Origin of the sequence: Pseudomonas sp. RIT-PI-o, assembly GCF_001297215.1 — a bacterium.
Lineage (GTDB): Bacteria > Pseudomonadota > Gammaproteobacteria > Pseudomonadales > Pseudomonadaceae > Aquipseudomonas > Aquipseudomonas moraviensis_A.
This window is the reverse complement of sequence record NZ_LHPA01000052.1, coordinates 64,376-78,631: the sequence shown is the minus strand read 5'-3', so window position 1 is coordinate 78,631 and position 14,256 is coordinate 64,376. Positions and strand designations below refer to the sequence as shown.

General features: G+C 58.8%; 11 protein-coding genes. 9 read left to right on the top strand and 2 right to left on the bottom strand.

What is annotated here, in order from left to right; genetic code table 11:
- The first annotated feature begins 187 nt into the window (after window positions 1-187).
- Window positions 188-556, top strand: coding sequence for a hypothetical protein (locus AEQ63_RS26745; RefSeq protein WP_064365439.1), 369 nt, complete (start codon window positions 188-190; stop codon window positions 554-556).
- An 88-nt stretch (window positions 557-644) separates the two neighbouring features.
- Here the strand turns inward: AEQ63_RS26745 and AEQ63_RS26740 are convergent, their stop codons facing one another.
- Entirely contained in the window at window positions 645-2,240 is a 1,596-nt protein-coding gene (locus AEQ63_RS26740) for a glycoside hydrolase family 17 protein (protein ID WP_064365438.1), read from the bottom strand.
- Window positions 2,241-2,537: 297 nt separating this feature from the next.
- On the opposite strand from AEQ63_RS26740, the gene AEQ63_RS26735 reads away from it, so the two are divergent.
- The 3 genes from AEQ63_RS26735 (at window position 2,538) to AEQ63_RS26725 (ending at window position 5,596) form a co-directional block, all read left to right on the top strand.
- A complete protein-coding gene (locus AEQ63_RS26735; protein ID WP_042607581.1) occupies window positions 2,538-3,389 on the top strand; it encodes a glycine betaine ABC transporter substrate-binding protein in 852 nt (283 codons plus the stop codon).
- A 240-nt stretch (window positions 3,390-3,629) separates the two neighbouring features.
- Window positions 3,630-3,941 carry a DUF485 domain-containing protein gene (locus AEQ63_RS26730; RefSeq protein WP_042607582.1) on the top strand — a complete coding sequence of 104 codons (312 nt, stop codon included), beginning with the start codon at window positions 3,630-3,632 and terminating at the stop codon, window positions 3,939-3,941.
- Window positions 3,938-5,596, top strand: a complete 1,659-nt coding sequence (locus AEQ63_RS26725; RefSeq protein WP_064365437.1) for a cation acetate symporter — start codon at window positions 3,938-3,940, stop codon at window positions 5,594-5,596. The genes AEQ63_RS26730 and AEQ63_RS26725 overlap by 4 nt, the downstream gene beginning before the upstream one ends.
- Window positions 5,597-6,262: 666 nt before the next feature.
- On the opposite strand, the gene gltA is transcribed toward AEQ63_RS26725, so the two are convergent.
- Complete coding sequence (gene gltA / locus AEQ63_RS26720) at window positions 6,263-7,552, bottom strand: citrate synthase (RefSeq protein ID WP_042607584.1); 1,290 nt, start codon at window positions 7,550-7,552, stop codon at window positions 6,263-6,265.
- Window positions 7,553-7,915: 363 nt separating this feature from the next.
- Between gltA and sdhC the strand changes: the two genes are divergently transcribed.
- The 5 genes from sdhC to AEQ63_RS26695 all read left to right on the top strand — a co-directional run bounded on the left by sdhC (window position 7,916) and on the right by AEQ63_RS26695 (window position 14,227).
- Window positions 7,916-8,290 carry a succinate dehydrogenase, cytochrome b556 subunit gene (sdhC, locus tag AEQ63_RS26715; RefSeq protein WP_016773673.1) on the top strand — a complete coding sequence of 125 codons (375 nt, stop codon included), beginning with the start codon at window positions 7,916-7,918 and terminating at the stop codon, window positions 8,288-8,290.
- Entirely contained in the window at window positions 8,284-8,652 is a 369-nt protein-coding gene (gene sdhD / locus AEQ63_RS26710; RefSeq protein WP_008049683.1) for a succinate dehydrogenase, hydrophobic membrane anchor protein, read from the top strand. The genes sdhC and sdhD overlap by 7 nt, the downstream gene beginning before the upstream one ends.
- Before the next feature lie 3 nt (window positions 8,653-8,655).
- Window positions 8,656-10,428, top strand: a complete 1,773-nt coding sequence (sdhA, locus tag AEQ63_RS26705; RefSeq protein ID WP_042607585.1) for a succinate dehydrogenase flavoprotein subunit — start codon at window positions 8,656-8,658, stop codon at window positions 10,426-10,428.
- 11 nt (window positions 10,429-10,439) lie between these two features.
- Window positions 10,440-11,144 carry a succinate dehydrogenase iron-sulfur subunit gene (locus tag AEQ63_RS26700; protein ID WP_016773675.1) on the top strand — a complete coding sequence of 235 codons (705 nt, stop codon included), beginning with the start codon at window positions 10,440-10,442 and terminating at the stop codon, window positions 11,142-11,144.
- 251 nt (window positions 11,145-11,395) lie between these two features.
- Complete coding sequence (locus AEQ63_RS26695; protein WP_042607586.1) at window positions 11,396-14,227, top strand: 2-oxoglutarate dehydrogenase E1 component; 2,832 nt, start codon at window positions 11,396-11,398, stop codon at window positions 14,225-14,227.
- Window positions 14,228-14,256: the final 29 nt, after the last annotated feature.

The window sequence follows — 14,256 nt, the reverse complement described above, 5'->3', positions numbered from 1 at the left end:
GCAGGCTATGACCACCGGCCAAGCGCCAAAGTGCCATGCTGCGGCACCAAACAGGCGGAATTCGGGGTAATAGTAGCTGGACGATACACGTTGCGAGGGCTCGCTGAACAGTTAACAGTTGTTAGTGCTTGCGAATGCCGGCCGGCAGATTAAGCTGGCCGCCGATTTCCGCAGATTGGAGTGCTCCATGTCCCGCCGCTTGCCCGTGATTGTGCTGCTCGTTTTGTTGCCGCTGTGGCTGGCCGCCAGTTATGCCGCGCGTTACGGCTTCATGGAAGACGGACAGTGGGTGGGCATCTGTGTCGACGAGGCCAGTCGCTGGGAATGCGCGGTGCGCTCGAACCTCGGGCTGATGATTCATTTCAAGGTGCTGGGCTGGGCGGCGGTGGGCGCGGCGGTATTGGCGTTTGTATTGCCGGGACGGGCAGGGTGGTGGCTGGCGGTGCTGGCGCTGGTATTCGGATTGCCGGCCCTGGCCTTGTACAACACGACGTTGGCGGTGTTTGCCGTAGTGACTGCCGGGTTGCGCTTGGTCAGATCCTCACGCAACGCGTGACAGAACAGATCGCAGCCTTCGGCAGCTCCTACAGTTGCATGTCGTACACCTGTAGGAGCTGCCGAAGGCTGCGATCTTTTGATCTTGCTCAGCCGTTGCGAACCCGCAGACAGCGCCACAATGCCACCACCATCAATCCACTGATCAGCGCCCATCCCCACGCCTGCTGATTCTGCAATCCTTCCTGATACAACTGCGGCACAATCCCCGCGCCGACGATAAAGGTCAGCAGAGCGATTTCCCGGCGCGGCACACTCACCGGGCGGCTCAGGTAAACCAGCGCCGGCAGCACGAACGCCATGCTGGCAAAACTGCGATAACGCGGGTCGAAGACCATCTCCAGCATCATCACCGCCGCTGCAAAACCGGCCGCTGCGACCAGCCAGCCGGCGCGATGCTCGAGGAAATCAAAGGCTCGCGCGCGCCATCCGCTACGGGCACTCAACGTCAGCGCGGCATGGGCAAGCACCAACAGATTCAACCCGGTCAGCAAACCGACCCACAGCCATTCGCCGGCAAACCTCGTAGTCAACCGCGCCAGATCGCCCCAGGCTCCGATCGAGCAAGCAGCGACGGCGCCCAGCAGCGGCAGCAGCAGCGCCGAACGTGTGGACCGAACGCGACCACCGAGGATCAGCGTGCCGAGCAGAATCACAGCACCGACCGCCAGCCATTCTTTCCAGTACGGCACATTGCTCACCGGCCCTGCGAGTACACCCTTGTCCTGGCGATCGGCATCGAACAGTCCCCAATAGCCGCCAACCGCGCCTTCACTGCCGCGCTTCCACGGTTGATCGAAGGCTTCGATCAGGTTGTAGCGCCAGCCTTCCTGCTCGGCCATCGTCACGAATCCACGAATGAATTTCGCCTCGTTGACCCGGCTCGGTACGGCGGTTTCGCGTTGACGGCCTTCGCTCGGCCAGCCGGTTTCACCGATCATCACGTCTTTGGGCGCGAACTTGTTGCCGAACACCTGACGCACATCCGCCACATGCCGCAGCGCCACGTCGATGTTCGACGGATCGTCTTCCCAGTATGGCAGCAGGTGAATGGTCAGGAAGTCCACAGCGGGCGCGACTTCCGGGTGCTTGAGCCAGAATTCCCAGACGTCGGCGTAGGTCACCGGTTGCTTGACCTGGCTTTTGACCTTGTTGATCAGCCGCGCCAGTTGCGCGCCGGTGACCTCTTTGCGCAGCAGCGCCTCGTTACCGCCGATCACCGCCGTCACCACGTCGGGGTTGGCGTTGGCGGATTTGATCAGCAGCTCGACTTCCTGCTCGGTATCCACGGGGTTGCTGTTGACCCAGGCGCCGATCATCAACTTCAGACCGTGCTTGCGCGCCAGATCGGGCAGAGCGTCGAGGCCGGTCATCGAATAGGTGCGGATACATTCGAAGCGCGTCGCCAGGAGCGCGAGGTCGGCGTCCATGCGCTCCGGGCGCAATTTGAACGGCACGTCGAACGGCGACTGGTCCTTGTCGAACGGCGTGTACGAGGCGCATTGCAGCTTGTGCGTCGGCGTTGCAGCGTCGGGCAGGATCACCGGTTGGCCGAGGCCGTACCAGAAACCGCCAAGGGCCAGCAGCCCGAGCAGGCAGGCGAACAGATAAGGCAGAAAAGGAAATCGGAACGTAGCGGACATGGTCGGGCCGAGTGGCTGCAAAGCGACGCATGTTACCTGCATTTATAGAGGGGCAGGGGGCTTGCAGGCGTTGTACATGCAAAGTTCGGGCGGATTGTCTGGCGTCAATTAATCTTGGTTGATTAATGGCTTTCTGATGTCGTTTCTCGTTGCCTTGAGGTCGCTGACAGAGCAGGTCGCCTGCCGCTTGAGGTTGATGATCAAACCATCAGTACCCTTTTTGAAAAATCGGCTGATGTTCGGTGTGTGAGGTCCGGCGTGATGGGGGCGCTGTGCACCATAACAATACGTTGACGATGCCCGGCATCCGTCGGGCGCAGCATTTCGGGGAAGTAAACGATGAAGATGCGACGACTTTTAGGCGCAGGTGCCGCTCTGGTGCTTGCGATGAGTTCCACTTTCGCCAACGCTGAAAAACAGACCCTGAACATCGGTTACGTTGACGGCTGGTCCGACAGCGTCGCGACCACCCACGTGGCGGCCGAAGTGATCAAACAGAAACTCGGTTATGACGTGAAGCTGCAAGCCGTCGCCACCGGGATCATGTGGCAGGGCGTAGCCACCGGCAAACTCGACGCCATGCTCTCGGCCTGGCTGCCCGTGACCCACGGTGACTACTGGACGAAAAACAAGGATCAGGTCGTCGATTACGGCCCGAACTTCAAGGACGCAAAAATCGGCCTGATCGTGCCTGAGTACGTCAAAGCCAAATCGATCGAAGACCTGAAAACCGACGACACCTTCAAAAACCGCATTGTCGGCATCGACGCCGGTTCAGGCGTGATGCTCAAGACCGATCAGGCGATCAAGGATTATGGTCTGGACAAGTACAGCCTCAAGGCCAGTTCCGGCGCTGGCATGATTGCCGAGCTGACCCGCGCCGAGAAGAAAAACGAATCCATCGCCGTCACCGGTTGGGTGCCGCACTGGATGTTCGCCAAGTGGAAACTGCGCTTCCTCGACGACCCGAAAGGCGTGTATGGCCAGGCTGAAACCGTCAACAGCATCGGCAGCAAAGGCCTGGAAGCCAAGGCACCGGAAGTGGCCAAGTTCCTGAAGAACTTCCAGTGGGCCTCGAAAGACGAAATCGGCGAAGTGATGCTGGCGATTCAGGACGGCGCCAAGCCTGATGCAGCGGCCAAGGACTGGGTGGCCAAACACCCGGATCGCGTGGCTGACTGGACCAAATAATTTAAATCCCGCCACACCCCTGTAGGAGTGAGCCTGCTCGCGATAGCGTTCCGTCAGTTGAGAGAAATGTCGACTGACACGACGCCATCGCGAGCAGGCTCACTCCTACAGTTGTTTTGGGTGTCCGGAAAATGGCAGAAGGATCATGGCCATCTACTACTAAGGTCGTCTGGAACCTCTCTCGCAGCCGCATACATTAGCTACGTTCCAACAATAATTTGTGCTGCGAGGATAAAAACAATGAACGACAGCATTTACCTCTCGATTCAAAACAGTCCCCGATTCAAGGAGCTGGTTCAGAAAAGGGAACGATTCGCCTGGATTCTCTCGGCAATCATGCTTGGGCTCTACTCCGCATTCATCCTGCTGATCGCCTACGGGCCGCACGTGCTCGGGGCGAAACTCAGTCCTGAATCGTCGATCACCTGGGGCATCCCGATCGGTGTCGGCCTGATTCTCTCGGCCTTCGTCCTGACTGGCATCTACGTGCGCCGCGCCAATGGCGAGTTCGACGACCTGAACAATGCGATTCTCAAGGAGGCTCAGCAATGATCCGGCGTCTACTGGCTCTTCTGAGCGTTGCCGCGTTCGCACCCGGCGCCTGGGCGGCTGACGCCCTGACCGGTGCGGTGGCCAAGCAACCGCTGAACATCCCGGCGATCCTGATGTTCGTGGCCTTCGTCGGCGCGACCCTGTACATCACTTACTGGGCGTCGAAGAAAAACAACTCGGCCGCCGACTACTACGCGGCTGGCGGCAAGATCACCGGTTTCCAGAACGGCCTGGCGATTGCCGGTGACTACATGTCGGCGGCGTCCTTCCTGGGCATTTCCGCGCTGGTGTTCACCTCCGGCTACGATGGCCTGATCTACTCGATCGGTTTCCTCGTTGGCTGGCCGATCATTCTGTTCCTGATCGCCGAGCGCCTGCGCAACCTGGGTAAATACACCTTTGCCGACGTCGCGTCCTACCGCCTCGGGCAAACCCAGATCCGCACGCTGTCCGCTTGCGGTTCGCTGGTGGTGGTGGCGTTCTACCTGATCGCGCAAATGGTCGGTGCCGGCAAGCTGATCCAGTTGCTGTTCGGCCTCGATTACCACGTTGCGGTGATTCTGGTCGGCGTACTGATGTGCATGTACGTGCTGTTCGGCGGCATGCTCGCGACCACTTGGGTGCAGATCATCAAGGCAGTGCTGCTGCTGTCCGGTGCTTCGTTCATGGCCCTGATGGTGATGAAGCACGTCGGCTTCGACTTCAACACGCTGTTCTCCGAGGCGATCAAGGTGCACGCCAAGGGTGAAGCGATCATGAGCCCGGGCGGTCTGGTCAAGGATCCGATCTCGGCGTTCTCCTTGGGTCTGGCGCTGATGTTCGGTACCGCTGGCCTGCCGCACATTCTGATGCGCTTCTTCACCGTGAGTGACGCCAAGGAAGCGCGCAAGAGCGTGCTGTACGCTACCGGTTTCATTGGTTACTTCTACATCCTGACCTTCATCATCGGCTTCGGCGCGATCCTGCTGGTCAGCACCAACCCGGCCTTCAAGGATGCAGCGGGCGCCCTGCTCGGCGGCAACAACATGGCGGCTGTGCACCTGGCCAACGCGGTCGGCGGCAGCATCTTCCTGGGCTTCATCTCGGCGGTGGCGTTCGCGACCATTCTCGCGGTGGTAGCCGGTCTGACGCTGGCAGGTGCCTCGGCGGTATCCCACGACCTGTACGCCAGTGTGATCAAGAAGGGCAAGGCCAACGAGAAGGATGAGATTCGCGTGTCGAAGATCACCACCATCGCCCTGGCAGTGCTGGCGATTGGTCTGGGCATTCTGTTCGAAAGCCAGAACATTGCGTTCATGGTGGGCCTGGCGTTCTCGATCGCGGCGAGCTGCAACTTCCCTGTGCTGCTGCTTTCGATGTACTGGAAGAAGCTGACTACCCGTGGCGCGATGATTGGCGGCTGGCTGGGGCTGATCAGTGCCGTTGGCCTGATGATCCTTGGCCCGACCATCTGGGTGCAGATTCTGCATCACGAGAAGGCGATCTTCCCTTACGAGTATCCGGCGCTGTTTTCGATGATGATTGCGTTCATCGGGATCTGGTTCTTCTCGATTACCGACAAGTCGGCGGCTGCGGATAACGAGCGGGCGCTGTTCTTCCCGCAGTTTGTGCGTTCGCAGACCGGGTTGGGGGCGAGTGGGGCGGTTTCGCACTAAGAGATCAGCTGCAAGCTGCAAGCTGCAAGAAAGCGCCCTGGTTGAGAGATCGGGGCGTTTTTTTGTGGGCGGTTATCGGTTGGTTTGGTGTGTATATCCGTTGCGATCAATCCCTCCACTCAGCCTTCCGACGTCGCCTGTGGATCAAGATCAAGAGCACTCGAGCTAACGCTCATTGTTGAGTGGTTAGAAGCGTCGCATGGCTTGAGATTTTCGGTGGATTCGCCCCTCACCCCAGCCCTCTCCCGAGGGAGAGGGGGCCGATCTGTGTGGTGTTCAAAACCTGCATTCGACTCGGTATCTCAGGTCGGCGTACTTCGCCTGTACAACTCGGTCAATCCCCTCTCCCTCCGGGAGAGGGCTAGGGTGAGGGGCTCTTGATCCGGCTCTTGATCTTTTGCCCCTTCGGCAGGCTTCGTTACGGGATCGGTCCCGTAACGAAGGAACCCCGAGCCTCAGCGAGAGGGCCGTACGCCGGGGCAAAGCCTTTTGGGTTACCTTTTCGGCGTTTGGAAAAGGTGACTCGCTGTAAGAGCGAAACCATAAGGAGCCGTTACCGCAGCAACGGATATGGCAGAATTCTGGAGGGCAAACCAAACAAAAACGGCCTCTATATAAGAGGCCGTTCCTGACACACCACTAATCCATCACAAAAAAGCAAAACCCTTATTTGCGATCTTCCAGCGAGGTAATGTCACGCGACTCGTAACCCGTGTACAGCTGGCGCGGACGGCCAATCTTGTACGGGCTCGAGAGCATTTCCTTCCAGTGCGAAATCCAGCCGACAGTACGTGCCAGCGCGAAAATCACAGTGAACATGCTGGTCGGAATGCCGATCGCCTTGAGGATGATCCCCGAGTAGAAATCGACGTTCGGGTACAGCGAGCGCTCGATGAAGTACGGGTCGGTCAGGGCGATCTCTTCCAGGCGCATGGCCAGTTCGAGTTGCGGATCGTTGTTGATGCCCAGTTCCTTCAGCACTTCGTCGCAGGTCTGCTTCATGACAGTCGCGCGCGGGTCGCGGTTCTTGTAGACGCGGTGACCAAAGCCCATCAGCTTGAACGAGTCGTTCTTGTCCTTGGCCTTGGCGATGAACTTGTCGATGTTCGACACATCGCCAATCTCGTCGAGCATGGTCAACACGGCTTCGTTCGCACCGCCGTGGGCAGGGCCCCACAGTGCGGCGATACCGGCGGCGATACAGGCGAACGGGTTGGCACCCGAGGAGCCGGCCAGACGCACGGTGGAGGTCGAAGCGTTCTGCTCGTGGTCGGCATGCAGGATGAAGATCCGGTCCATGGCCTTGGCGAGTACCGGGCTGATCGGTTTGATCTCGCACGGGGTGTTGAACATCATGTGCAGGAAGTTTTCCGCGTACGTCAGATCGTTGCGCGGGTACATCATGGGTTGGCCCATGGAGTACTTGTAAACCATCGCTGCCAGGGTCGGCATCTTCGCAACCAGACGGATCGCGGAGATTTCGCGATGCTGCGGGTTATTGATGTCCAGGGAGTCGTGGTAGAAGGCCGAGAGGGCGCCGACTACACCGCACATGACGGCCATCGGGTGGGCGTCGCGACGGAAGCCGTTGAAGAAGGTTTTCAGTTGCTCGTGAACCATGGTGTGGTTTTTCACGGTGCTGACGAACTGGGCCTTCTGTTCTGCGGTCGGCAGTTCGCCGTTGAGCAGCAGGTAGCAGGTTTCCAGGTAGTCCGACTTTTCAGCCAGCTGTTCGATCGGGTAGCCGCGGTGCAACAGAATGCCGTTGTCGCCGTCGATATAGGTGATTTTCGATTCGCACGAAGCGGTCGACATGAAACCCGGGTCGAAAGTGAAGCGGCCCGTGGCCGTCAGGCCCCGAACATCGATTACATCGGGACCAACGGTGCCGGTTAAAATGGGCAGCTCGACGGGGGCTGCGCCCTCGATGATCAACTGCGCTTTTTTGTCAGCCATGTGGCCTCCTATTTATGCTTGAACCATCAGACAGACCCCCCACGCAGGGCCCGCACCACTATAGTGAGATAAATTCGAATGTCAATTTGCCTAAAGTCTTGCTCCAGAAGGCTTTAAGCCGACTTTTTCCTCGAAATTGCCTGCCATTTACGCCTTTTATGCAACTTGTGCAATCCGCTATTGGGGGTAGGTGAACGCGTTGTCATTAGTAGCCTAACTGTCTATACTCGGCCACCGACCGCCAAGGGCTTTTGGGCTTGCTTTCATTGGGGGTCGCATCCCTGGGTGGTGGTTACCTGACCAGTGCACTCCCCAACAACTTTGCCCTGATTGTTAGGGGCTCTTCAGTGTGAAAAAAAAGCCGTGAAAAGCCAACGACCTGTAAACCTAGACCTAAGGACCATCAAACTCCCAGTCACTGCTTACACGTCCATTCTTCACCGTATCTCCGGTGTCATCCTCTTCGTGTGCCTTGCCATCATGCTTTACGCATTGGACAAGTCGCTGAGCTCCGAGGAAGGCTTCGGTCAGGTGAAAGCGTGTCTGACCAGTCCGCTAGCCAAGCTAGTGATTTGGGGCATCCTGTCCGCTCTGCTGTATCACCTGGTAGCCGGTGTGCGCCACTTGATCATGGACATGGGCATCGGTGAGACGCTGGAAGGCGGCAAACTGGGCTCGAAAATCGTTATCGCCGTTTCCGTGGTGGTAATCGTTCTGGCAGGAGTCTGGATATGGTAACTAACGTCACTAACCTGTCGCGTTCGGGCCTCTATGACTGGATGGCACAGCGTGTGTCTGCGGTCGTTCTCGCGGCTTACTTCATCTTTCTGATCGGATACATCGTCGCCAATCCAGGCCTCGAGTATGCCCAGTGGCATGAACTGTTCGCTCACAACGGAATGCGTATTTTCAGCCTGCTGGCCCTTGTTGCTCTGGGCGCTCACGCCTGGGTCGGCATGTGGACCATCGCGACCGACTACCTGACGCCAATGGCGTTCGGCAAGTCCGCAACGGCGATACGTTTCCTTTTCCAGGCAGTATGCGGCGTTGCGATGTTCGCTTACTTCGTCTGGGGTGTGCAGATTCTCTGGGGTATCTGATTCATGGCTAACATTCCAACGATTTCTTTCGACGCCATCATCATTGGTGGTGGCGGTGCCGGCATGCGCGCTGCGCTGCAGCTGGCACAGGGCGGCCACAAGACTGCGGTGATCACCAAGGTTTTCCCGACCCGTTCGCACACTGTTTCCGCTCAGGGTGGCATCACTTGCGCCATCGCCTCTGCCGACCCGAACGATGACTGGCGCTGGCACATGTACGATACCGTCAAGGGTTCCGACTACATCGGTGACCAGGACGCTATCGAATACATGTGTCAGGAAGGCCCGGCTGCCGTGTTCGAGCTGGACCACATGGGTCTGCCGTTCTCGCGTACCGAGCAAGGCCGCATCTATCAGCGTCCGTTCGGTGGCCAGTCCAAGGACTACGGCAAGGGCGGTCAGGCTGCACGTACCTGCGCTGCGTCCGACCGTACCGGTCACGCGCTGCTGCACACCCTTTATCAGGGCAACCTGAAAGCCGGTACCACGTTCCTCAACGAGTACTACGCTGTCGATCTGGTGAAAAACCAGGAAGGCGAATTCGTTGGTGTGATCGCGATCTGCATCGAAACCGGCGAAACCTCCTACATCCGTGCCAAGGCCACCGTTCTGGCGACTGGCGGTGCAGGCCGTATCTACGCGTCGACCACCAACGCCCTGATCAACACCGGTGACGGCGTCGGCATGGCTCTGCGTGCTGGCGTGCCGGTGCAAGACATCGAAATGTGGCAGTTCCACCCGACTGGTATCGCCGGCGCTGGTGTACTGGTTACTGAAGGTTGCCGTGGTGAAGGTGGTTACCTGATCAACAAGCACGGCGAGCGTTTCATGGAGCGTTATGCTCCGAACGCGAAAGACCTGGCAGGTCGTGACGTGGTTGCCCGTTCGATGGTTAAGGAAATCATCGCCGGCAACGGTTGCGGTCCGAATGGCGACCACGTAATGCTCAAGCTCGACCACCTGGGCGAGGAAGTGCTGCACAGCCGTCTGCCAGGCATCTGCGAACTGTCGAAGACTTTCGCCCACGTTGACCCGGTGGTTGCTCCGGTTCCTGTTGTTCCGACCTGCCACTACATGATGGGCGGCGTTGCCACCAACATTCATGGCCAGGCGATCACCCAGAACGCCGAAGGTCAGGACCAGATCATTCCTGGCCTGTTCGCAGTAGGCGAAGTGGCTTGCGTATCGGTACACGGTGCGAACCGTCTGGGCGGCAACTCGCTGCTCGACCTGGTGGTCTTCGGTCGCGCTGCCGGCCTGCACCTGGAAAAGGCGTTGACCGATGGCATCGAATACGACGACGCTACCGAGTCCGACATCGAAGCTGCACTGTCGCGTCTGAACGCGCTGAACAACCGTACCGACGGTGAAGACGTTGCCACCCTGCGTCGCGAGCTGCAAAGCTGCATGCAGAACTACTTCGGTGTATTCCGTACCGGTGAATACATGCAGAAGGGCATCGCTCAGCTCGCTGACCTGCGTGCTCGCATCGCCAACGTGAAGATCAACGATAAGTCGCAGGCGTTCAACACTGCACGTATCGAAGCGCTGGAACTGCAAAACCTGCTGGAAGTGGCTGAAGCTACCGCCATCGCGGCCGAAGTACGTAAAGAGTCCCGCGGCGCTCATGCCCGTGAAGACTTCGAAGACCGTGACGACGAAAACTGGCTGTGCCACACCCTGTACTTCCCGGGTGACAAGCGCGTCACCAAGCGTGCCGTGAACTTCTCGCCGAAGACTGTTCCGACTTTCGAACCTAAAGTCCGGACTTATTAAGGGTGACCGCCATGTTGCAAGTCAGTGTTTATCGCTACAACCCTGATCAGGACGCTGCGCCGTTCATGCAGGATTTCCAGGTCGATACCGGTGGTAAGGACCTGATGGTGCTGGACGTGCTGGCCCTGATCAAAGAGCAGGACGAAGGGTTCTCCTATCGTCGCTCCTGCCGTGAAGGCGTCTGCGGCTCCGACGGCATGAACATCAACGGCAAGAACGGCCTGGCGTGCATCACGCCGCTGTCCGCTGTTGTAAAAGGTAACAAGCTGATCGTTCGTCCGCTGCCAGGTTTGCCGGTTATCCGTGACCTGGTCGTCGATATGAGCATCTTCTACAAGCAATACGAGAAGGTGAAGCCTTACCTGCAGAACGACACGCCGGCTCCGGCCATCGAGCGTCTGCAGTCGCCAGAAGAGCGCGAAAAGCTCGACGGTCTGTACGAGTGCATCCTGTGCGCCTGCTGCTCGACCTCTTGCCCGTCCTTCTGGTGGAACCCGGACAAGTTCCTCGGTCCAGCTGCGCTGCTGCAAGCCTACCGCTTCCTGGCAGACAGCCGTGACACCAAGACCAGCGAACGTCTGGCTTCACTTGACGACCCGTTCAGCGTTTTCCGCTGCCGGGGCATCATGAACTGCGTCAACGTATGTCCGAAAGGCCTGAACCCGACTAAGGCCATCGGTCACATCCGTAACATGCTGCTTTCGAGCGGCGTGTGATTCAGCTGCTGTAACCGTTGCACCGTAGAGGCTGTGGCGCGGGCTTCAACCCGCGTCATGGCTATAACCAGAGCCGTAGCCATAAGCTGCAGCTCTTCTTTTGAAGAAATGAGACAAGCAGGGGCATCCGGGCTGGTACCCGGACTATCAGTGTGATCCTAGGTGGCTTGTTTTAGTCGCTGCATTCGGACTTCTGCAAGTTTGCTCGGTGTCGACACCGATGGTGTTCCCCTAACCGAGGGTGACCAAGCATGCAAGAAAGCGTGATGCAGCGCATGTGGAACAGCGCCTACCTTTCAGGTGGAAACGCTGCCTATGTGGAAGAGCTTTATGAGCTCTACCTGCACGACCCTAACGCTGTGCCAGAAGAGTGGCGCACCTACTTTCAGAAGTTGCCAGCCGACGGCAACTCTGCCACTGATGTTTCGCACTCGACGATTCGCGATCATTTCGTGCTGCTGGCAAAGAACCAGCGCCGCGCCCAACCGGTTTCCGCCGGCAGCGTGAGCAGTGAGCACGAGAAGAAGCAAGTTGAAGTGCTGCGATTGATCCAGGCCTACCGTATGCGTGGCCACCAGGCAGCCCAGCTTGACCCGCTGGGGCTGTGGCAGCGTCCTGCACCTGCAGACCTGTCGATCAATCATTACGGCTTGACCAATGCCGATCTTGATACGACCTTCCGTGCCGGCGACCTGTTCATCGGCAAAGAGGAAGCGAGCCTACGCGAAATTCACGAAGCGTTGCAGCAGACATATTGCCGCACCATCGGCGCTGAATTCACGCACATCACCGATTCCGAGCAGCGCCAGTGGTTCCAGCAGCGTCTGGAAAGCGTGCGCGGTCGTCCGACGTACTCCGCCGACATCAAGAGCCATCTGCTTGAGCGCGTGACAGCCGGTGAAGGCCTGGAAAAATACCTCGGTACCAAATACCCGGGCACCAAGCGTTTCGGTCTGGAAGGCGGCGAAAGCCTGATTCCGATGCTCGACGAACTGATCCAGCGTTCCGGCTCGTACGGTACCAAGGAAGTCGTCATCGGCATGGCCCACCGTGGCCGTCTGAACGTGCTGGTCAACACCTTCGGCAAGAACCCGCGCGAGCTGTTCGACGAGTTCGAAGGCAAGAAGAAGGTCGAGCTCGGTTCCGGTGACGTGAAATATCATCAGGGCTTCTCGTCCAACGTGATGACCACCGGCGGTGAAGTTCACCTCGCCATGGCGTTCAACCCGTCCCACCTGGAAATCGTTTCCCCGGTGGTCGAAGGTTCGGTGCGCGCCCGTCAGGACCGTCGCAACGACCTGACCGGTGAGAAAGTCCTGCCGATCTCCATCCACGGTGACGCGGCATTCGCCGGTCAGGGCGTGGTCATGGAAACCTTCCAGATGTCGCAGACCCGCGGTTTCAAGACCGGCGGTACCGTGCACATCGTGATCAACAACCAGGTCGGTTTCACCATCAGCAACCCGCTGGACTCGCGCTCCACCGAGTACGCCACCGACGTTGCCAAGATGATCCAGGCGCCGATCCTCCATGTGAATGGTGATGATCCGGAAGCCGTGCTGTTCGTGACCCAGTTGGCCATCGACTACCGCATGCAGTTCAAGCGTGACGTGGTGATCGATCTGGTCTGCTACCGTCGTCGCGGCCACAACGAGGCCGACGAGCCAAGCGGCACCCAGCCACTGATGTATCAGCAGATCACCAAGCAGCGCACCACCCGTGAGCTGTACGCCGAACGCCTGACCCAGGCCGGTGTGCTCGATGCTGAACGTGTCCAGGCCAAGGTCGACGAATATCGCAACGCGCTGGACAACGGTCTGCACGTGGTGAAATCGCTGGTCAAGGAGCCGAACAAAGAGCTGTTCGTCGACTGGCGTCCGTACCTGGGCCACGCCTGGACTGCGCGTCACGACACGCGTTTCGATCTGAAGACCCTGCAAGAGCTGTCCGCCAAGCTGCTGGAAATTCCGGAAGGCTTCGTGGTTCAGCGCCAGGTCGCGAAGATCTATGAAGACCGTCAGAAGATGCAAGCCGGCGGCCTGCCGATCAACTGGGGTTACGCTGAAACCATGGCGTACGCGACCCTGGCGTTCGAAGGTCACCCGATTCGCATGACCGGTCAGGATATCGGCCGCGGTACGTTCTCGCACCGTCACGCTGTACTGCACAACCAGAAAGACGCGGGCACCTACATTCCGCTGCAGAACCTGTACGACGGTCAGCCACGTTTCGACCTGTACGACTCGTTCCTCTCGGAAGAAGCGGTACTGGCGTTCGAATACGGTTACTCGACCACCACGCCGAACGCGCTGGTGATCTGGGAAGCCCAGTTCGGCGACTTCGCCAACGGTGCACAGGTCGTGATCGACCAGTTCATCACCAGCGGCGAGCACAAGTGGGGCCGTCTCTGCGGTCTGACCATGCTGCTGCCACACGGTTACGAAGGCCAGGGCCCTGAGCACAGCTCGGCACGTCTTGAGCGTTACCTGCAGCTGTGCGCCGAGCACAACATTCAGGTGTGCATGCCGACTACCCCGGCGCAGATCTACCACTTGCTGCGTCGTCAGGTGATTCGTCCGCTGCGCAAGCCGCTGGTCGTGCTGACGCCGAAGTCGCTGCTGCGCCACAAGCTGGCCATCTCGACGCTGGAAGATCTGGCCGAAGGTTCGTTCCAGACCGTGATCCCGGAAATCGACGCACTGGACCCGAAAAAGGTCGAGCGTGTGGTTCTGTGCAGCGGCAAGGTCTACTACGACCTGCTGGAAAAACGCCGTGCCGAAGGCCGCGAAGATATCGCCATCGTGCGTATCGAGCAGCTGTATCCGTTCCCTGAGGACGACTTGAAAGAAGTCCTGGCTCCGTACACCAACGTCAAGCATGCCGTCTGGTGTCAGGAAGAGCCGATGAACCAGGGTGCCTGGTACTGCAGCCAGCATCACTTGCGTCGCAGCATCGCCAACCTCGACAAGACTCTCGTACTCGAGTACGCGGGCCGTGAGGCGTCGGCTGCCCCAGCTTGTGGTTATGCATCGATGCACGCCGAGCAGCAGGAAAAACTGCTGCAAGATGCTTTCACTGTTTAACGCCTTCGCGCTGACTGAAACCGAATTTT

What these genes read in the sequence shown, in the direction of transcription:
- AEQ63_RS26740 (WP_064365438.1), bottom strand. Translation starts at nt 2,240, where the DNA reads ATGCAGGTAACATGCGTCGCTTTGCAGCCACTCGGCCCGACCATGTCC.
- AEQ63_RS26725 (WP_064365437.1), top strand. Translation starts at nt 3,938, where the DNA reads ATGATCCGGCGTCTACTGGCTCTTCTGAGCGTTGCCGCGTTCGCACCC.
- sdhA (WP_042607585.1), top strand. Translation starts at nt 8,656, where the DNA reads ATGGCTAACATTCCAACGATTTCTTTCGACGCCATCATCATTGGTGGT.
- gltA (WP_042607584.1), bottom strand. Translation starts at nt 7,552, where the DNA reads ATGGCTGACAAAAAAGCGCAGTTGATCATCGAGGGCGCAGCCCCCGTC.
- AEQ63_RS26735 (WP_042607581.1), top strand. Translation starts at nt 2,538, where the DNA reads ATGAAGATGCGACGACTTTTAGGCGCAGGTGCCGCTCTGGTGCTTGCG.
- AEQ63_RS26695 (WP_042607586.1), top strand. Translation starts at nt 11,396, where the DNA reads ATGCAAGAAAGCGTGATGCAGCGCATGTGGAACAGCGCCTACCTTTCA.
- AEQ63_RS26700 (WP_016773675.1), top strand. Translation starts at nt 10,440, where the DNA reads ATGTTGCAAGTCAGTGTTTATCGCTACAACCCTGATCAGGACGCTGCG.
- AEQ63_RS26745 (WP_064365439.1), top strand. Translation starts at nt 188, where the DNA reads ATGTCCCGCCGCTTGCCCGTGATTGTGCTGCTCGTTTTGTTGCCGCTG.
- AEQ63_RS26730 (WP_042607582.1), top strand. Translation starts at nt 3,630, where the DNA reads ATGAACGACAGCATTTACCTCTCGATTCAAAACAGTCCCCGATTCAAG.
- sdhD (WP_008049683.1), top strand. Translation starts at nt 8,284, where the DNA reads ATGGTAACTAACGTCACTAACCTGTCGCGTTCGGGCCTCTATGACTGG.